17 protein-coding genes and 2 pseudogenes are annotated in these 20,102 nt (G+C 36.0%); 6 read left to right on the top strand and 13 right to left on the bottom strand.

Annotated elements, in window-relative coordinates; translation table 11 throughout:
- The first annotated feature begins 7 nt into the window (after window positions 1-7).
- From vrrA to JUJ52_RS12935, 4 genes are all read left to right on the top strand, one after another.
- Window positions 8-553 (top strand): VrrA/YqfQ family protein, encoded by a 546-nt coding sequence (gene vrrA / locus JUJ52_RS12950; protein ID WP_051388355.1) that lies wholly within the window; start codon window positions 8-10, stop codon window positions 551-553.
- Window positions 554-621: 68 nt separating this feature from the next.
- Window positions 622-1,593 (top strand): peptide-methionine (R)-S-oxide reductase MsrB, encoded by a 972-nt coding sequence (gene msrB / locus JUJ52_RS12945; protein WP_121605895.1) that lies wholly within the window; start codon window positions 622-624, stop codon window positions 1,591-1,593.
- Window positions 1,594-1,647: 54 nt separating this feature from the next.
- On the top strand, window positions 1,648-1,854 hold the full coding sequence (locus JUJ52_RS12940) for a DUF6501 family protein (protein ID WP_026681961.1): 207 nt from the start codon (window positions 1,648-1,650) through the stop codon (window positions 1,852-1,854).
- A 112-nt stretch (window positions 1,855-1,966) separates the two neighbouring features.
- Window positions 1,967-2,545, top strand: a complete 579-nt coding sequence (locus JUJ52_RS12935) for a histidine phosphatase family protein (protein WP_205388542.1) — start codon at window positions 1,967-1,969, stop codon at window positions 2,543-2,545.
- Here JUJ52_RS12935 and JUJ52_RS12930 read toward each other — a convergent pair.
- Entirely contained in the window at window positions 2,540-3,730 is a 1,191-nt protein-coding gene (locus tag JUJ52_RS12930; RefSeq protein ID WP_121605116.1) for a M14 family metallopeptidase, read from the bottom strand. The genes JUJ52_RS12935 and JUJ52_RS12930 overlap by 6 nt on opposite strands.
- A 193-nt stretch (window positions 3,731-3,923) precedes the next feature.
- Between JUJ52_RS12930 and JUJ52_RS12925 the strand changes: the two genes are divergently transcribed.
- The gene (locus JUJ52_RS12925) at window positions 3,924-4,163 is read left to right on the top strand and encodes a ferredoxin family protein (protein WP_021291327.1); all 240 of its coding nucleotides are present in this window, start codon (window positions 3,924-3,926) and stop codon (window positions 4,161-4,163) included.
- Between the two features lie 53 nt (window positions 4,164-4,216).
- Here the strand turns inward: JUJ52_RS12925 and JUJ52_RS12920 are convergent, their stop codons facing one another.
- Together JUJ52_RS12920 and JUJ52_RS12915 are read right to left on the bottom strand one after the other, a co-directional pair.
- Window positions 4,217-4,516: an RNA polymerase alpha subunit C-terminal domain-containing protein gene (locus JUJ52_RS12920; protein WP_205388543.1), complete on the bottom strand. Its 300-nt coding sequence runs from the start codon at window positions 4,514-4,516 to the stop codon at window positions 4,217-4,219.
- A gap of 80 nt (window positions 4,517-4,596) precedes the next feature.
- The gene (locus JUJ52_RS12915; RefSeq protein ID WP_318279834.1) at window positions 4,597-4,869 is read right to left on the bottom strand and encodes an acylphosphatase; all 273 of its coding nucleotides are present in this window, start codon (window positions 4,867-4,869) and stop codon (window positions 4,597-4,599) included.
- Between the two features lie 136 nt (window positions 4,870-5,005).
- Between JUJ52_RS12915 and JUJ52_RS12910 the strand changes: the two genes are divergently transcribed.
- The gene (locus JUJ52_RS12910) at window positions 5,006-6,538 is read left to right on the top strand and encodes an FAD-dependent oxidoreductase (protein ID WP_374488573.1); all 1,533 of its coding nucleotides are present in this window, start codon (window positions 5,006-5,008) and stop codon (window positions 6,536-6,538) included.
- 237 nt (window positions 6,539-6,775) lie between these two features.
- Here JUJ52_RS12910 and JUJ52_RS12905 read toward each other — a convergent pair whose 3' ends face one another.
- The 10 genes and pseudogenes from JUJ52_RS12905 to JUJ52_RS12855 all read right to left on the bottom strand — a co-directional run bounded on the left by JUJ52_RS12905 (window position 6,776) and on the right by JUJ52_RS12855 (window position 19,801).
- Window positions 6,776-6,925: a hypothetical protein gene (locus JUJ52_RS12905; protein ID WP_161629281.1), complete on the bottom strand. Its 150-nt coding sequence runs from the start codon at window positions 6,923-6,925 to the stop codon at window positions 6,776-6,778.
- A gap of 675 nt (window positions 6,926-7,600) precedes the next feature.
- A complete protein-coding gene (locus JUJ52_RS12895; RefSeq protein WP_166530427.1) occupies window positions 7,601-7,999 on the bottom strand; it encodes a DUF3221 domain-containing protein in 399 nt (132 codons plus the stop codon).
- Window positions 8,000-8,319: 320 nt separating this feature from the next.
- Window positions 8,320-10,017, bottom strand: a complete 1,698-nt coding sequence (locus JUJ52_RS12890) for an FAD-dependent oxidoreductase (protein ID WP_205388544.1) — start codon at window positions 10,015-10,017, stop codon at window positions 8,320-8,322.
- 752 nt (window positions 10,018-10,769) lie between these two features.
- Window positions 10,770-12,638 carry a PTS fructose transporter subunit IIABC gene (locus JUJ52_RS12885; RefSeq protein ID WP_205388545.1) on the bottom strand — a complete coding sequence of 623 codons (1,869 nt, stop codon included), beginning with the start codon at window positions 12,636-12,638 and terminating at the stop codon, window positions 10,770-10,772.
- Window positions 12,639-12,669: 31 nt separating this feature from the next.
- Window positions 12,670-13,587: a 1-phosphofructokinase gene (gene pfkB, locus JUJ52_RS12880; RefSeq protein ID WP_205388546.1), complete on the bottom strand. Its 918-nt coding sequence runs from the start codon at window positions 13,585-13,587 to the stop codon at window positions 12,670-12,672.
- The gene (locus JUJ52_RS12875) at window positions 13,584-14,339 is read right to left on the bottom strand and encodes a DeoR/GlpR family DNA-binding transcription regulator (RefSeq protein WP_026681971.1); all 756 of its coding nucleotides are present in this window, start codon (window positions 14,337-14,339) and stop codon (window positions 13,584-13,586) included. The genes pfkB and JUJ52_RS12875 overlap by 4 nt, the downstream gene beginning before the upstream one ends.
- Window positions 14,340-15,042: 703 nt before the next feature.
- Window positions 15,043-15,855 carry a DUF899 domain-containing protein gene (locus tag JUJ52_RS12870; RefSeq protein ID WP_205388547.1) on the bottom strand — a complete coding sequence of 271 codons (813 nt, stop codon included), beginning with the start codon at window positions 15,853-15,855 and terminating at the stop codon, window positions 15,043-15,045.
- Between the two features lie 716 nt (window positions 15,856-16,571).
- Window positions 16,572-17,845: pseudogene (locus tag JUJ52_RS12865) on the bottom strand (DUF6179 domain-containing protein).
- A 152-nt stretch (window positions 17,846-17,997) separates the two neighbouring features.
- Window positions 17,998-18,474: a DUF6323 family protein gene (locus JUJ52_RS12860; protein ID WP_166530423.1), complete on the bottom strand. Its 477-nt coding sequence runs from the start codon at window positions 18,472-18,474 to the stop codon at window positions 17,998-18,000.
- A 413-nt stretch (window positions 18,475-18,887) separates the two neighbouring features.
- Window positions 18,888-19,801 (bottom strand): annotated as a pseudogene (locus JUJ52_RS12855) (class I SAM-dependent methyltransferase).
- Window positions 19,802-20,102 lie beyond the last annotated feature (301 nt).

The following is a 20,102-nucleotide window of genomic DNA, read 5'->3' as shown; positions in this document are numbered from 1 at the left end:
TAATGATATGGTATTTCCATCTAATCAGCCAGGTAATTTTCCGTTTAATATGCAGCAAGTAAACCCAGGAAATATGATGTACGGTAATCAATTTCCAAGAGCTTTTCCAGGAAGGGGATTTCCAGGGGCATCCATACCCGGAGCTCAACAAGCTGGAGGAGGCAATTTACGAAATCTGCTTAGCTTTTTACGACCGCAATCTGCTGCTGGAACAGGTGCTGGATTTTTAAGCAATGGGGTAGGTGGTCTGTCTGGAACATTAAATAATGTTCAACAAGTTTTAAAAATGGTGCAAAGTGCTGCACCGATCGTGCAAGAATATGGGCCTATGGTGAAAAATTTACCTGCTATGTATAGAATGATGAAAGCATTCAATTCAATGGAAAGTGGAGATGGTAATCAAAATGATTCTGATGAACAGTCTACCGAAGAGGATTCCCTTATCGAAAGTAGTGCAGAACTGTCAGAAGATGCATTACAACTGACATCAACGGATCGCGTTTCCGAGCGAAATTCACAGCCTGGTCAGTCTGTTCCGAAGCTGTTTATTTAATTTTTAAGGCTCCCAGCTTGATTTTTTCTTCTATAAAAGGAAAAATAGAAGAAAATGCTGAAAAGGGAATGATATATGTGCGTAATACAACGAAAGAGTTTGCGACTTTCGCTGGGGGTTGCTTTTGGTGCATGGTCGAGCCATTCGATGAACGTCCTGGTATTATTAGCGTAACATCGGGTTATACTGGTGGCACCGTAGAAAATCCTACTTATGAACAGGTTTGCTCCAATACAACTGGCCATGTGGAGGCTGTACAAATTGAGTTCGATTCATCTATAATGCCATATAAAAAGTTAGTTGAAACATTCTGGCAACAAATCGACCCTACAGATCCTTATGGTCAGTTTCATGATCGTGGAGAATCATATCAAACTGCTATATTCTATCATACTGATGAGCAAAAGCAGATAGCCGAAGCATCTAAACAAGAATTAGAAAATAGCGGAAGATTTTCAAAGCCAATCGTCACCAAAATACTTCCTGCAAAGCCATTTTATCCAGCTGAGGAAAAGCATCAAGATTATTATAAAAAGCAATCCTTTCATTATAGATTGTATAAAAAAGGATCGGGTAGGGAGGATTTCATAAAGAAAAACTGGCGAAATAAACTTGATAAAAGTAAGTTAAAAAAACAATTAACATCCATTCAATTCCATGTAACACAGGAAAATGGAACAGAGAGACCATTTCAAAATGAATACTGGAATAATGAAGAGGAAGGGATTTATGTAGATATTGTTTCTGGGGAACCCTTGTTTTCTTCTACGGATCAATATGATGCGGGATGTGGTTGGCCAAGCTTTACCAAGCCCATTGATTTGTATCAGTTGAAAAAGGAAATAGATTCGACGCATGGAATGGTAAGAACGGAAGTAAGAAGTAAAACCGCGGATTCCCATTTAGGTCATGTATTTGAGGATGGTCCAAAGGATAAAGGCGGACTTCGATATTGTATAAATTCCGCAGCCATGCGATTTATACCTAAGGACAGGCTAAGGGAAGAAGGGTATGAGGAATATCTACGTTTGTTCGAGTAAACGACAAGTTGACAATATAAATATTATGTAAACTCAAAAAGGGGAGTAACGATTATGATTCATCTAAATTGGGAAGAACGAGAGACAATCAAACGACTAAAATGCGTACATGCTGATGCAAAGAAATTTATTGTGGACAATAAGCTCACACCAGGAAAAGTATATGATGTAAAGAATGAGACGGATGAATTCTACTTTATCATTGACAACAGTGAACGAATTGCTGGATTTAGAAAAGAATACTTTGAAGAGGTAAAATAACAGGGGAATTTCCCTGTTATTTTTATACATGAATACTAATATTTCATAAAAAATGGTATACTAAAGATAATTGGTGTTATCATACTATTCTGTTTTAAATGGAGGGTAATGAATGGAACAAGCAAATTTAACAGAAAAAAAGATTTATTTGGTGCGACATTGTTCAGCTCATGGTCAACATAGAGACTCTCCATTAACAACGAATGGTTTACAACAAGCAAATCAGCTAGCTGAATTCTTTTCGAATTTAGATGAGGAAATTGATCATATTATTTCTAGCCCTTATCTACGAGCAGTCGATAGTATTAAGCCCTTTGCAAATAAAGCTCAACTTACAATACATGTTGACGAGCGGTTAAAAGAACGAATATTAAGTGAAGATCCAATAGACGATTGGCTAGATGTCCTGGAACATTCGTTTCAAGAGTTGGATTTTTCACTACCTGGTGGAGAGTCCTCCAATGATGCAATTGAGCGTGCGCATGAAGTGATTGATCAGATGAAATCGACAACTTTTCATAATATTGTTATTGTTAGTCATGGAAATCTACTTTCTCTATTACTTCACCGATATGATCAAGCTTTTGGTTTTGATACATGGAAAGCAATGCAAAATCCTGATGTTTACACATTGCAATTAGGAAGACAAATAGTCCGACCAGTACAAGTGGATTGGAAATCAGATTTATAGGTAAAGGTTTGCTAATAAAATTCCTAATGTCTCCTCGTATATCTCAGGGAATTGTTCAAACGGCAATGGATTAACACCCGTACCTAATTCAATTGTGAAACCAGGCTTTCTGAATTCTTGGATAAACCAATCCCTATAGCCTGCATAACTGTCAATATATTGCACAGGAAGGTATCCACTGACACGTGCATACTCATTAACAATTTGTTCAGATTCAGGAGGTTCAAGTCCTTCAAACCCCCAATAAATTTCTTCACCTTGTGTATGTAAAGCATTGACAATGGAGAAATTCCTTTCATTGGCCAAATCTGCCATTGTTATTGCTTCCGGCTCAGTCATGGGTTCATAACCTGGGAAATCTCGTGGTTGAGGTGAAGTTGGTTTTCTCTCTACTTCTGTTTCCCAACGTGCAGGATATTGTTTGTTTAAATCCACTCCTTTAATATTTGCTTTCCAATTTGAAAAATTAGTGTTTTGATGATTCATTTCTAATACTTTTGTTTCATAATCTCCTGCAGCTTTTGCTCCATTAATAACGAGATTAACTCCATCAGGATTTACCATTGGCACTACGGATAGTTGAGTCGTTTGGTATAAAGGTAGAGTGAATCTGCCACGAATGGGATTGTGATTGGTTAGCGATAGTGCATACTCATTAATGAATTTCATAATAACAGAAGTAGTTATCCATTCATTTCCATGGAAGGAGCCGTTTAAATGAACGTCGTTTGAACCTCTTCCAATTTGCAACTCTACAATTTCCTTTCCCATTACAGACTTCCCAATGGATTGTTGAAACATAAACGGATAAATAGCTTGTAAGTTATGTAAATCCTGTTGAAACTTTTCATACGTATACTTGTTTAAATCTGTAATAATCGCGGATCTAACTTTCTCTGGAAGTAGAATGGTTTTTCCGATCTGTAAATTCATCGGTTGGATCGTTGGGTTCAATAAAGCAATACTATCTACAGGTATATTATTGGTTATTGCTATTGTCCATAATGAATCATTTGGCTGAATAGAGTAAGTGATCGTACGGTATCCTGGTAGCAATACTTGCATGCCGGGTTGGAGTTGGTTTGCATTTACCCCACGATTTGAATCTTCGACTAGTGGTAACGGAATACCAAAAAGCTGGCTGTAATACCATAAAGTATCCCCTTGGCGAACAGTAATTTCCATTGTATTCTCTCCCTAATAGAACGAATACTAAATCCTATGTTTATATTAGTGAAAAATGTGTAGAATGATGGAATAATCCATAGGAAATTCAACAATATTACTTTTATTTTTCAACTTATATGCGTTATAATAACAATTATATCATAAGCTATTTTGTAATGAGTTTACTGATCGGAAGAAGGAGGAGAGAAACTTGGCATTTATTATTACATCACCTTGTAAAGATGAAAAAGCAGGAGAATGCGTAGAAGTTTGTCCTGTTGATTGTATAGAAGAGGGAAAAGACATGTTCTTTATCGATCCAGATATTTGCATTGATTGTGGAGCTTGTGAAGCTGTTTGTCCTGTTGAGGCCATTTACATGGAAGATGAAGTACCAGAAGAAGAAAATGAATATATTGCATTAAATCGTAAGTTTTTTGAAGAACAATAATGAACAAGCCGTATCCTATGTATTTGTAGGACGGCTTGTTTTCAATTGACATATCATGAATCCTTGAAATACAAGCCTGCTTCCTCTAATGCACGTTTAAGTATAGGTATACTGCTTGGACCTATGCCATGTAGCTTTAGAATTTCGCAATCCGTATAATCAGAAAGTGTTTCTAGTGTAGTAATGTGTTCATTTTCAAGTGCTCTCCTTGCTGGTGCTACAAGACGTGATAGAAATCCTGTACGTGGTGCTCGTTCTGCCTCGCAAATAGGACAGCTAGGACAATCTGAGCTTTTATAGTATGTATGGCCATTGCTACATGTCCTAAGCGTTTTTTTAGAACCGGTCTTCATCTGTTAATCCCCCTTTTAACGGTAATTGCTTGTCAGGTAAACGTTATAGTATCCATTATTTGCTAAATGGATTATCTATATTAGCTTTTAATAGAAAAGTTTCTATAACCATAATTTTTATGCGTTGACGTCTGATCAATCTGCTCAACGCGAATAACAGGTGTTAATCCGTTTTTTAATGCTTGAATAAACTGATCTACTTGATCCGGGTCACCTTCAGCATCTAATTCGACCGTACCATCCTCATTATTCCTTATCCAACCAGTTATTCCTAATTCATCAGCTTTTTGTTTAGCGGTATATCGAAAACCCACTCCTTGTACTCGTCCACTTATGATAGCATGTGTCCTCAATATCATCACCTCACGTAACATTTATCCTTACATGAAAATTATACACTTAATTATATCATCATTAACTGAATAGAGTTAAATAAAAAGGAGTAGGTAGGTTAATACTATAGATAACTAAGCAATAGGAGTGGGAATATTGACGAAAACACAGATGCCTCCTGAATCACATTCGTTTTGGAGAGAAACATCATTACCGAGCTTTCCAACGTTAGAATCATCTGTACATACAGATGTTGGAATTGTTGGTGGCGGCATTACCGGAATTACTGCTGCATATATTTTAGCAAAGCAAAACATCAACGTAACACTAATTGATGCAGATGTAATCGTAAATGGCACAACTGGTCATACTACTGCTAAAATTACTGCTCAACACGGATTAATTTATGATGAATTAATCAAGCATTTTGGTTTTGATAAGGCTAAATTGTATTATAAAGCTATGATGGAGGCTAAACAATTTATTGAAGATACGATAAAACAGCTGGATATTGATTGTGATTACAAAAAAGAAGATGCTTATATATATACAAATTCTGATCAATGGAAGTTGGATTTAGAGAAAGAAAAGCAGGCGTATGACCAGTTAAATATCGAACATGAATGGTCAAAGGAAATGCCACTAGACATTCCAATTAAGTCTGTTCTGCAAATGAAAAATCAGGCGCAATTTCATCCATTAAAATATTTAAATAAGATGGTTCATGCGTGTAAGGAGCTTGGCGTACAATTTTATGAACATACGACAGCTATCGATGTTGAATATAATAAATATCCATCTATCGTGACTAAAAGGGGACATCGGATCAAGTGTAAACAGGTTATTTGTGCATCTCATTTCCCTTTTTATGACCGAAATAGCTTTTATTTTGCTAGAATGTATACGGGACGAGCTTATATACTGGCTATACAATCAAATAAACCGTTTCCAGGTGGGATGTATATTAATGCGGAGTCACCAACAAGATCGGTACGATCAACCAAGTGGAATGGGGAAGACCTATGGCTAATTAGTGGCGAAAATCATAAAACTGGACAAGGAAAATCAACACGTAGTCATTTTAAAGCATTGCAAACGTTTGCTAACGAATATTTTCATGTGGATCAGATAAAATATCGATGGTCGGCACAGGATATAACTACCTTAGACAAAGTTCCTTATATAGGGCCTATTAAAAAATCAGAAGACGCGGTTTTTGTTGCAACCGGATTTCGTAAGTGGGGGATGACTAATGGTACGGTTGCTGCAAAAATAATTAGCGATTACATCTTGAAGCAGTCAAGTCCATATCACGAATTATTTACACCGTTAAGGTTTAAAGCAGATCCATCCATTCGAAAATTCGCACAAATGAATGCAGATGTAGCAAAGCATATGATTCAGGGAAAGCTTGATAATACTAGAAATAATTCGATTGAATTGGCTAGAGACCAAGCAACTGTAACACGAATTAATGGAAATCGTACGGGTGTATATAAAGATACTGAAAATAATTTGCATGCTGTTGATACAACATGCACGCATTTAGGCTGTGAGGTTGAATGGAATTCTGCTGAGCGCACGTGGGATTGTCCTTGCCATGGTTCCAGATTTTCCTATTCAGGAGAAGTGATCGATGGGCCAGCAAAACAGCCATTAAAACAAATTGATCCATCTAAATTAAATTGAGTTAGAAACTGAATAAAATCGCTATTGGATCTCATAGCGATTTTATTTAATATCTCACTATCTTAACAATACTTAGTTTATGAGATGGAAAATAAATTTTATCTTTGACTTCCTATAATATATATTATGTAAACTAGAATTTTCAAATGAACTAAATATAAAAAAGAAACTTCTCTTTCATTACAATTGGAGTTTGCTCATGCAAGTCGTTCATGTATAATTCCGTACTTCAAATTGTCACACATAATCTATTTGAACATCTTTTTTCTTTAATATATTTCCTATTGCACATCCTTTATTTACTGCCGTAGATCTTCGATTTACTAATTGTATTTGCTCCTCTGCATGAGGAGTTGATTGCTTTTGAATCCATCGTAAACTGTACAATTGGCATCTTTCTTGTATCAAAAATTACGTGTCTAACAAAATATTAAATTTATTTTTAAGTATTTGATGATATTGTTGCTCTGTTATTTCTTTTTAGATTTCTTTCCATGCAAGATTTCTGTAAAACTTAGTGCAATATGACCGTGATCAATTAATTTGCAAATAATACTCCCCTTATTTACTGGCGATTCAGGATGCTATATTACCATATTTTGTATATAATTCACTTTTTTGTCATTAATCGCGTTTAAATAAAAAGCATAACCAATAGATCAGGTGTCAGTAAGGTCTGAATCGAGAAAATGCGAGGTTTCCCCATTCTTCCCTTTTTTCATTTCTAATACATGCGTTCCTTTTTCTGTATTTATAAGGAAATAAATTTACTATTTGTAAAATAATGGTATGTAAATCTTCAAATTTCACATTTTCTTTTGGTGTAATTTGTAATTTTGAGAAAAACTTTTTTTGTAATTCAGTTAACACTATATCTCACCTTCCATTTACAGAAAAAATATGCGTTTAAATATATGACAAATAGTATGTACGGTATACAACTTGACACATGTCAGAGTCTGTGTCGCACTAATTATTAGAAGCCGATTTGAATAGAAATCGGCTTCCTACTTAATGAAGCTTAAAACAAAGATATCTTTACATCTTTATTAAGGGTACGTTTTAATCAGCAATTTTTTCAATAGTAGGCATAACAGCAATTGGTGGAATGGAGAAAGTCCAACCTGCTGAGAGTATATTTACCTTTTCACCTAATTGATAATGATCCTCAGCATAAATAGGAACTCTTAAAATTTTATTTTGAGAAGCCAATTTCCACCAATCATCTTGATACGAAAGTGCTTCTTCTTTTGTAGTTGTATTTGCAACAACTAGATAATTACCATCCACTGAAATAACATAACCTGTAAAGGGTATTTGTTCTTGTTTCTTGATCGTAGTATGTGTTGTATAATTCGCGGAAGCCTCATTAGAATCCGCAAAAGCGGGAGTAATGCCAACAGTTAATCCACAACCTAGTGCTACAGTAGTTGCTACGGTTACTAGTTTTTTTGTAAACATAATAAATGATCTCCTTTATAATATATTTTTTTGGTACGTTTATATATTTCTATTTAAATATGTTTAAACCTCTATATATTCAAAAATTTAACAGTTTTGTCATAAATATTATAATATGTGATATAATGCTAGATTATTTTTTCAGACTAGTAATTAAAAAAAGCCTCCGTGAGGAAGCTGAGTAGTTAAGAATCTGCTTTATAGAATATATCGACATTTATTATTTTATCGTATTTAATCTTTACTAAATTTATACGAAAATAGACCAATGAATCTTTTCAAGAGAATGGGAAAATAACACCAATGTCAACAAATTACGTTTATTTAAAGTTATATTCTGTTACGATTTTCTCTCTGCCTGTTACGAGATCATTAAAATATTCATATAAATTAATACCAAGATAGGAGCCGGATATATTCAATACGTTAGTAAAGCCTAAGTTTTGTAAGGCCATTACCATGTTATAACTACGTTGACCTGAGCGACAATGAACATAAACTGGTTTATCTTTTGGAATTTCATCAAGCCTATTTCTAAATTCACTTAATGGAATATTGATTGCATTTTTCAAATGGCCAGCATGATATTCATTTTTTTCACGAGCATCAATAATGAATGCACTATTCTCCACTAGTTCGCGAACTTGAGACACTTTTACTTCACGATATTTTCCGTTTAATTGATTTAGTGCCACTAGTGCCGCATGATTTACAATATCCTTAGCTGTGCCTAACATTGGAGAATAAGTCAATTCTAGATCTTTTAGATCATCTAATGTTCCATTTAAAGTAATCATCGTTGCAATAACATCGATTCGTTTATCAACGTTCCCTTTACCAATCGCTTGCGCCCCAAGAATTTTGCCTGTCGGTGTTTCATATACTAACTTAAAGTGCATAACATTGCTATTGGGTATTAAACCTACTTTGTCGCCTGGCATGATATAAACAGAATCATAGCTAAATCCTGCATCTTCTGCTGTTCTTACGTTCAATCCCGTTGCTGCTGCATTTAGATCAAACAAATGAATGGAGGACGATCCTATCACACCTAAGTTTCGATTTATTATACCGCAAATATGATCTGCTACAGCTCTTGCTTGTTTTTGGGCAGGTCCTGCTAAAGCAAGACGTGTTGGTTTATGCAATAATCGATGATACACTTCAATAGTATCTCCAACTGCATAAATATTTGTATCACTTGTTAAATAATTATGGTCTACTTTTATAGCACCAGTTTCACCAATTGCAAGACCAGCATTTTCCGCTAGTTTTGTTTCAGGCCTCACGCCAATTGCTAATACCACTGCTTGTGCATCGATTTGTTTACCAGATTGCGTTTCGATAAAATTATTACCAATTTTAGCTAATCCATCATTGACTATTAAATTTATACCATGATCCACCATTTCCTTGTGAAGGATTTGTGCCATATCATAGTCATATGGTGTCATGATTTGATTAGCAAATTCTATTACGGAAACATGGATACCAGCTAAATGAAGATTTTCTGCTATTTCAACTCCAATAAAACCCCCACCTATTACGGCAACATCTTTTAGGTCATTTTCTTTCACATAAGCATTAAGCCGTTGGATATCTACTACATTTCGAACCGTAAATACGTTCAACTGGTTACTTCCCTCTATTGTATTTGGCCGAATAGGTGCTGCACCTGGAGAAAGAACAAGCTTATCATAATGTTCTTCGTAGGTGTGATCAGTTGTTGTATCTTTGACTATAATCAATTTCTTATCGCGCTTAATCTCGACGACTTCATTATTAACTCTTGCTTCGATATTATAGCGGTCTTTAAAGGTTTTTGGACTTGATAATACCAATGATTCGCTATCTTCAATAATGCCACTTATATAATAAGGTAAAGAACAGTTAGAAAAGGATATATGTGGACCTTTCTCAAACATAATAATTTCTGCACTCTCGTCTAATCGTCTTAGTCTTGCAGCAACTGAGGCTCCTCCAGCTACTCCTCCTACTATTAAAATTTTCTTTGCCATAATACCACTCCTTATCTATTAAAGTACGGAACTGAGAAATTCTTGTAATACCATATGGGGTATTATTTTATCAAAAAAATTATAAGACGTCTTCTTCAATCATATCGATTACTTTAAGGTTTTTAACTAATTATGTAGCACGGGAACTACTCAATCCAGAAAGACTATTAAGAATGTAATACTATTCGCTCTTTTTTTATGTCTACCCAAGAGGGATAATACCAGTAGTTTATCTGTCTTTTAGAGATTTTTTTCTAAGGTTCCAGTGCTTTTACCAGTTTGTCAGCATCTTAAACACATTCAACTACATTGGAGATAATAATGAAACCATCAAAAGGGGGAATTTCTTGATGCAATAATTGCTTAATAACTGATTTGCAGCCTTTATTCCCTTAAAATTCTTCTTAACTTTCCTACAATACGTTTTATTCTAATCCTCCAATGATCGCTATCATTCAATCGTTCCCATGTTTCAGTGAGTAATTATCATCTATTAAACTTATATTATACCCTTATAGGTATGTTGTCAATTATAATATAACAAATAAACGGCCTTAAACCCCTTGGAATAAAGAGTAAAGGCCGCCTAAGCACAATTTTTATTTCCGCTGTCTATTTTGACAGAAGGAAGTTTATAATTCTGGTTCGTGTTTAGATGAAAAGTGGGTTACCCAACGCTTTAAAGCTAGATAACTATTTAATAGAATTTATCGTTTTGAGATGCTTAATTTGGCTATGTCTCAGCTTCTTCCCTAACTTTTATTTAAAGGTTTTTTCCATAATCCAATCATTAATGCTGAGAAAATAGATCCTATTGCAATTGCTACAAGATACAGTAGCCAGCTACCTTCTACTGTCGGAATAACGAATATACCACCATGAGGTGCTGGTAGACCGACCCCAAACAGTAAAGCTAAACCACCTGCGATCGAGGACCCTACCACAAGGGAAGGAATCACTCTTCCTGGATCTGCCGCAGCGAAAGGAATTGCACCTTCTGTAATAAAGAAAGCGCCTAGGGCATAGTTTGTTTTCCCTGCATCTCGTTCTTCCTGTGTGAATTTATTGCGGAAGAAGGTTGTCGCAAGTGCTAACGCTAGAGGAGGAACCATACCTCCAGCCATTACTGCAGCATGTGGGCCGAAGTTTCCTGCTTCAATCATGGCGATTCCAAATGTAAAAGCTGTTTTGTTAATAGGGCCTCCCATATCAACGGCCATCATACCACCGAGAATAAGCCCTAATAGCATGGCGTTCACACCGGACATACTTCCTAGCCAGCCTTCTAACCCAGACATGATCCAAGCAATTGGCTCAATGATAACGAAATACATGAGTAAGCCTGTAACAAAAACACTGATAACAGGATAAAACAGAATCGTTTTTATACCATCAAAGGATTTCGGTAAACCCGCAAGCAGCTTCTTCACTAGAACAACCACATAACCACCTAAGAAACCGGCAATTAAGCCACCAAGAAAACCTGCACCACCCATGGAGGCCATGAAACCACCAATCATAGCTGGGGCAAAACCTGGTCTATCTGCAATACTCATTCCAATAAAACCTGCTAGTACTGCTACCATTAATCCAAAGGCATAATCGCCACCTATTGCTTTTAATGCAGCGGCAAACTCGTTATACGTAGCGTGGTCTGGTTCCGCAGAATGAATACCAAAAAAGAAGGAAATAGCGATTAATACCCCTCCACCAACAACGAATGGAAGCATGTTGGATACACCATTCATTAAATGTTTATAGAAGCCTTTTCCTGTTCCGCCAGAGCTAGTACTGGAGTTATGTCTATCACCTTGATAGACAGGTGCATCACCTTTCCGTGCCATGTTAATTAATTCTTCCGGTTTACGGATACCGTCCGTTACTCCTCGTTGTAACACTTGCTTACCGGCGAAACGCTCCAATTCTACCTTTGTATCTGCGGCAACGATAATTGCTTTCGCATTTGCAATATCTTCTTCTGTTAAACGATTTTGCACACCATCAGAGCCATTCGTTTCCACCTTTATCGAAACGCCAAGCTCTTCCGCTTTATCCTTTAAAGCATCTGCTGCCATAAACGTATGAGCAATTCCTGTTGGACACCCCGTTACAGCAAGGATTTCAGGACCGCTTGTTGAAGTAGCCTCTTCTTCTTTCCCTAGCTTCTCTTTTTCCTTCGCATCAATAATGTTGATGATTTGTTCCTCCGTTTCCACTTCCATTAACCTTTTACGGAAATCTTCATCCATTAATAAAGTGGATAATCTGGATAATGTTTGCAGATGATCATTATTTGCTCCTTCACTTGCCGCAATCATAAAGAATAAGTGGACAGGCTGAGCATCTAATGAATCAAATTCTACTCCTGTTCTCGAACGAGCAAAGGCAATAGCGGGTGTCTTCACGGCACTCGTTTTGGCATGAGGAATCGCAACACCCTCTCCAATCCCTGTACTACTTTGTTTTTCTCTATTCCATATTGCTTCGATATATGCTTCTTTGTCATTCAGTCTTCCTGCTTGACCTAAGCGATCAGCCATTGCTTGAATAACATCCTCTTTTGAGTTTGCTTTCACTTCCAAAATCATAATATCTTGCTTTAATAATTCTGTGATATTCATAGACCTCATCCCTTCTCGATGATGTTTCTTTCTATATTGCTGTTACATGAACCTCGGCTAATAGTTTCTCGACCTCATCCTTTGTACACAATGTCTTAGAAAATGCCGTGGCACTTCCTGAAGCAACAGCGTATCTAGCCGCTTCAACAGCATTAGTGGTTTGCTGCCATTTATAAAGGAAGCCTGCTACAGATGAGTCCCCTGCACCAACAGAGTGAATGGCTTGTCCTTTTGGAGCACTTAGCTTAAAGGTTCCAGCTTCCCCTACATAAATAGCCCCTTCTTTTGCCATTGATACGAATACATGATCAATTCGGTTTTCTTCATGTAATCTCTTCGCAAGTCTAACAATGTCCTGATCTGTTTCCGCTTTTTCTGAAAATAGCTCTGCAAGTTCATAGTTATTCGGCTTAATAAATGCTGGGCTTGCTTTGATAGCTTGCTCTAAAGCCAATCCACTTGTATCTAAAATGACTGAAACACCTTGTGCGTTCAGCATTGTTATGATGGAATGGTAGGTATCATCAGGAAGAAAGGTTGGCAAGCTACCTGCTAGCACAACAATATCTTCGGTTGTTAAGCCTTGTAGCTTGTTTACAAACGAGTTGTAGTTTTTTTCTGTGATGGTAGGTGATTTTCCGTTTATCTCTGTCTCTTCATTACCAGCTTTTAGCTTTATATTAATTCTTGTGTCTTCTTGTAAGGAGACAAAATCATGAGCGATGTCAACTTCTTCCAAATAATCTGTAATGAATTTTCCAGTAAAACCGCCAACAAAGCCCAAAGCCGTGCTTGTTGTTCCTAAGCGATTTAATACACGGGATACGTTAATACCTTTTCCGCCTGCTTCTTTGTAATCATCCTGACTTCTATTAATTGTTCCTTGCTCCACTAATTCAAGTTTTACAACATAGTCAACGGCAGGGTTCAAGGTTATGGTATAAATCATTGTGACACCACCTCTAAAGTTGTTAATTTTGCAATCTTTTCATGTTGTTCTGTTGATATCCCATCTGTTGTGATGATAGTGGCGTTTTCAATATTTGCTACACTTGCAAAGGATACTTCTCCGAATTTTGTTGGATCTGCTAATATAAAGCTTGCTTGTGATTGCTTGATTGCGGCTTGTTTAACATTTGCTTCCTCAGGATCTGGTGTGGTGAATCCTTGACTTGCATGAATACCATTTATACCGAGAAAGCATTTGTCAAAACGAAATTCCTTGATGGCATCAACCGCTTTTGTTCCAATCAAGGCAGCCGTCCCTTTTTTTGCCTTTCCTGAAATGACATATGTTTCGATTCCATACTCAATAAGGAGCTGTACATGTGGGATTCCGTTTGTGACAACGACAACTGACTTACCTTGTAGCAAAGGAATCATTTGCATGGTGGAGGTGCCTGCATCTAGGTAAATAGAATCTCCATCCTCAATAAAAGTGGCAGCTTTACTCGCGATCGCCTCTTTTTCTATTTGAAATTGTGCTGTCTTTTCTAAAAGTGTTGGTTCTTCTAGCTTCTTCTTTAACAGAGAAGCACCGCCGTGCACCCTTTTGATCAATTGTTTATTTTCTAATTCAGTTAGATCACGACGTATGGTTGATTCAGATGCCCCTGTTGACTCGCAAATCTGACGAACAGACACGATCTCTTTCGCTTTCAACAGTCCAATGATTAGCTCTTGACGTTCGATCGTTAACATTATAAGTATCCCTCTATTCATGAATTAATCGCTTACATAAATAATACAATCATTTTCAGTCATAGTCAATCATAAACGATCAAAACCAATCATAAAAATCCTCCTGCTTTTGTAATATAAGGTGAGACATTCGTCAGTAGAGGATTACAAACAGTGGCTATGATGACATTTAGCAATAAATTTTCTATTTTATTTTTAGTCCTAGTTATATAGCTTTATTCAAAAGCACAGATAAAACGGATATTTGAATTTCCTCTTTCTCTAACTGCACATCTAAATTTGGGTAATGATTCTCTGCATACCCAGCCCTTTACTTTGTTTGTATCTCCGTAAATTGATATGCGTATATAATGTTATAATTTCACTCTCCCTACTCCAAAATTTAGACACACCAAAAAAGCGACATTTTGGTAGAGTAACTCCTTCAAAAGTCGCTTAGGTGTTCTACATATTTTATTATTACAGCATTTTGCTTACCTATAGCTAATGTGCAAAAACGGAGACATCCGTAATCTAAAAACATTTGAGATAAATACGTATATATCACACGTGATCTATTGGGCCATCATATATTTTAACTCCGATGTTTCTGTTTTTCTCATAACCCGTTGCGTTGAGGCAAAACAAGCTACCTCTCTTATCAAGCCAAATCTATCGCTTCCTCTGTTAACTACTATTCATATACATAGATGAACTACATGGATTATAGATTTTTCTTTTTTGAAGGACAACAAGCATTCATCTCCAAAAAGTGTTCATATTCGTCATGACGACGAAGCCATGTCTTCCCATTGCCATCACTGCGTCCAGATGGCTCTTCCCAATCCTCTTGCCTACCAAGAGCTGTTAAATCGAGGTAGTTGAAGGTTCCAATTAATATGTCAGTTCCACGGGCATAAGTGGTATACGTGTGAAAAATTCTATCACCATTGCGAAGAAAGGAACTGAAACCAGGAACTTCCATGGACTGTTCAGAATCGAGGGGTACGCCCTTTTCCATAAGCTCTTCTTTAGTCAAATAGTTGTATTCAATTGGAGTCACAGATTCGTCTAATGTAGCATGGAAATCATAATTAAAGTCACTATTAAAGGATGAGTACCAAGGAATGTCCCACCCCATACGCTTCTTATAATGTTGGATCTTTGAGAGTGGAGCACGGGATATCATAGCCAGTGACGTGTTTCGTGCATGTAGGTGAGACAGATGACCGACGTTGTCCGTAGCGAGAGAGCAAGCAGGACAACCTGCATCCCAATCAGGGTCGAACATGAAGTGCTGCACAATCAGCTGCAGACGTCCTTCAAACAGATCAAGCAGACTTGTTTTACCATGCGGGCTATCAAAGACATAATCCTTGTTAATCTCTACCATTGGGAGTTGGCGACGCATAGCATTCAGTCCATCCCGCGCTATAGTGAACTCCTTCTCCTTTGCCAGCAATTCCTTACGAGCGATAAGCCATTCATCTCGTGAAACAATAGGTGGTAGTTGCAAATCCTTTTGCGTTTTTTTCATATAATCTGCTCCCTTTTTTGTTTTCTTCAGTTTAACGCAGATGATGACTACAGATTTCTTCTAATTTGCTAAAAATATAATCTTATTTCTTTTCCCTTCATTTAGCCAAATTACAGAACTTAAAAAGTCTAGCCTATACGAATATCATTTGATTTCGCTTCTTCCAAATCTATAGATGTACTTTTAAATATAGAAAAATATTGCCATTTACACAATATCATCAAGTCCTTATGAAAACGCTCATACTTGTTTGTTAGTTGCTTTGTTAAACATTGCGCACTTAATGCTATGCTTACAAAAATAGTATGTTGCCCCCAGCATTAACTTATGACAATCTATTACCATGACTATTGAAAAAATAAATTGCAAAAATGTCTCATTATTCTTTTCAACATGAAATATGTTACCTCACAGATAATTGGCAATAATACCTCGTCTTCAAACTATTGGTAAGTGAGGGATCGACTGCAAGGAAATGTCTGATGGGTTCAAAGGCCTTTGAGTCATCCACTTTTGGTGCTACCAATCAGCGGGGGATAAATAAAACCCCCACTGATTGAATGTACACTTTATGAAATATATATTTTGTACATAACGATTAAATTTAATGATAGCCAAGCTGTTATAAATAAAGAGAATAACTGATATAGATTAACTTCCAAAAATAAGATTAGATGTATCTGTCTATACAATCATCCTCATTCTATAGGTTTTACTCAATAAAATGATAGATCTTCATAATCAATATCGTAGATAAGATGCTCAACAGCTTCGATCCGCTCACCATCCAACTGCTGCATAAATCCAATATAATGCATTTCCCACTCGCTCTCTGCTTCAACACCGTCAGCAACAACGAATCGAAAACCTCGAATATCCCCCCGTAATTTCTCGTAAAATACGATTTTGGCTAAAATAGCTAGTTCGACATCACCTAAGGTATCAAAAAGCGCATCATATTCATCAGCAAACAGACATCTTGAATTTAGTAAATCTAGGTAATCATGCAGTGAAACAGAATACCTTCGAATTAGTTGTACTTTTTTTTCTGTGTTGTCACTTCCAGTGATACGATCTACTAAATTCCGCATTTGAATATCACTCATTCGATTATTCTCATTCAACATTAAGACCATTGGTTTTTTGTGCTCTTCGATTTCTCTAATAATCAATATCTCGAAACTACCGATTTTAGCTGCGTTATTTACCCTTTGAACCAATTCATTACGGTACAGATCAATATAATGGGTAAGTGCTTGATCCGCTTGTAGCTCTTTTTGTAACTGATCGATCGATTCATGAATCAACTTAGATCTTTGATCTGCACAACAGGCTATTAACATGCGGTTTAACTGTTTATATTGAGTTTCAGAGATTCTAACTTGACTGGCTTTCTTACCAGCTAGAAGTGAAAAAACAGCATTGTTTACCATTAATTCAAATATGTTAAATAGCTCTACGTGATAATTAAAGTGGTATATCTTCCCAAAATTCGTTAAGACATACATTAAATCCTGATGACTAAAAAATTGGCAGAACTTTGTCTCTATTCGTAGTCGTTCTAAATATTGTTTAATATAAATAACACCCTGAAGTCGCATATCATCAATGGCTAAAGGATAGTCAATACTAGCCATTGTATTTTGCGCCCCAAAAATAATATTATACTGTTTCATAAATACAGGTAATGATTCATCAATGGTCATATTATAGGCATCCACTGGCACAGCTAATCTATCTTTTTCATTTCTTGATACAGTTGCTTTGCGTCCTCATAGTATTGGCGAAGTAATTCAACACCTTTAGCATGTATATCCTTTATGCTCTCAAAATTTAAATGAACAATAGCTTCTTCAGGGTTGTTAAAATGAAGGACATATACATCCATAGCGTATATCAGAGATACCATGATATCTTCCGCAGTTTCCGATGTCACCGACGTACTTTTCCCTTGAGTATACTTTCGTATCAATTGTTGCAGAACCTGCATAATCTCACCCTGTATCTGATAAGCCTTCTTACTGGTAATCGCTCCCACCCGCTGACCTTCCTGCAGAAGAGACAGTATATAGTTATTTCGTTTTAACCGAGATCGATCGATAATAATATTGGAAACTGAGCGAGAACAATCTTGTGTGTTATCTAATCCCACGCTGATTCATCACCTTCAAATAAAGAATCAAGACACATCATGTCCTTTTTGAAATTCTCTGCAAGTTCTTCCATTTTACTTCTTAATAGCTCTACAGATCCTGCGCAGGATCCATTAAAATAATCGTTCATCTTCATAATAAGTTTTATGTCCTCCACCTTATCTTCTGTTTCATTTCTAAGATAATAAAAAATCTCCTGGAGCTCATTAAGTGTATCAACATAATGATCCTTTTCCATATAAGGGGAAGAAGAAAATACCTTAATTAACTCCTGTAGCACTTCAATGCCCAGCTCAACTCTCGCATAGTCACGAAGTACTTTATTCCTGAACACAACTAATGTTTTTATATCATCTGGTGTGAGAACCAAGCCTTGTTCTTTAGTTTTTTCATTTAAACTGAGTAGTTCCATCACTGAGTTGGACTTGGGTAATAATTGGAAATTCAAAATATCAGATAAATTCATAGACGCTCCCCCCTATAGACCCGTTAAAAGGTTTGATTTTTTTACCTAAGTTAAGAATTACCTTCAGGTTGTGTTTTAGTCATATAGTTTTTTTCTAGAGGCTAATATGGGATTTCGATAAAGAAGATATCCAGGTCTTAATAACGTCGTTGGTTTATAAGTACAGATGTGGCAGGAATAGCTTATATCTTATTATTTAATTCTTAACTCATTTTGTGTAATAAAAACAGGGTCAAAGCTTTACCTTTGCAACTATACCAAGGTGAAAATTCCTTTATTTAGGTAGCTCTCGAAAAAGCAAGGCAGGAAATATCCATTAACAGGAAATTTCCCAGGAAAAGCTTGCTTGAGAGTTATTTAGTCACTTTATAGGTACTTCCTTTTAACTGGTATTAAGTATCTTTTTATATGCTTTATTTTTTTATAGCATGCATGTAATGAATGGTTTCAAAGGCTGATAGATAGTCTTTTCGATCGTTAAAATAAAGTTCATTAATTGTATCGGGTGCTAAATGTTCATTAATAAGTAAACCGGATTTTTCTAACATCCCCACAATTTCATCATAAGAAAAACATGACTTCATTGGTTCACCACTTGCTGCAGCGATTTTCACCATATTTTCGACCCTATTAAAGATGCCTTTTTCTTCAAAGAGTTTTTCGTCAGCATAATCAAAAACTATGGAACTTCCTGACGGGACTTTGGCGAATAAATTATTTATTAAATTTGAAATTTGTTCTTTCGTTAAATAATAAGAAACACCTAAAGACTAAAGAAAGTTTTTTTAGTATCAAACCCTTCCTTTCTTAGTTGTTGATCGGAGAATGCTTTGGTAAAATCCATAGAAACAAAATGTAGATTACTTGGAACTTTAAAACCAGCTTCATCCAGTCTTTTTTTCTTAAATTCCTGTGTAGTAGAAAAATCAACTTCAAATATTTCTAAGGTGTTTTCCAGTTCTGGATGTCGAAAACAAAACGTATCTAAACCTGCACCAAGTATCACGTATTGTTCTAACTCTAACATAGCTTCATTAAGTAATACCTTTTCACAATACCTGGCACGAGCCAGGGGTGTTGGAGATAGTTGAACCTGTGTAATCCATTTTAATATTTCTTCTGTATCCCCTTTAAACTTTTTTGCGATATCATGGCTGAAGAAGTCTATGCCTTGTACCATATTTTCTTTGATATTATTAAATTCTTCCTGCGAAATTAACTCTTTTGCTATATAGTCGTTAAAGATTTTAGGGGTATCAAACTGACTATGATAGGATCTGCCAAACGCTGATATTAATGAAGTTAAACTTGACTCACCTTGCTTCACACAAATACACTCCTTTATTTTGAACAAAAAAATAGAGTTCCCTTGGCCAAGAGAACTCTATTATATAATTTTATTTCATAAAAGTAAATTATAGCACAATTAAATTTTTTTGTCAAGTTTTTTAACTCGATTGATACTTAAAGAACTAAGCTTTACATAAATAACAAGATGACCCAATAATTTATAGCGCTAGCATTTACACGTCTATCCATTCCATGGTCTTAAAAAATGTCTAAAATTAGTCGTTTTCACTACTTGATAGTTGCAGGCATACAATGAAAGGGAATATTTTAGATAAATG

It is taken from the genome of Virgibacillus sp. AGTR (assembly GCF_016919725.2).
GTDB classification, from domain to species: domain Bacteria; phylum Bacillota; class Bacilli; order Bacillales; family Amphibacillaceae; genus Virgibacillus; species Virgibacillus salarius.
Note: the sequence above shows the minus strand (reverse complement) of the source record. Positions and strands in the feature narration are given on the sequence as shown.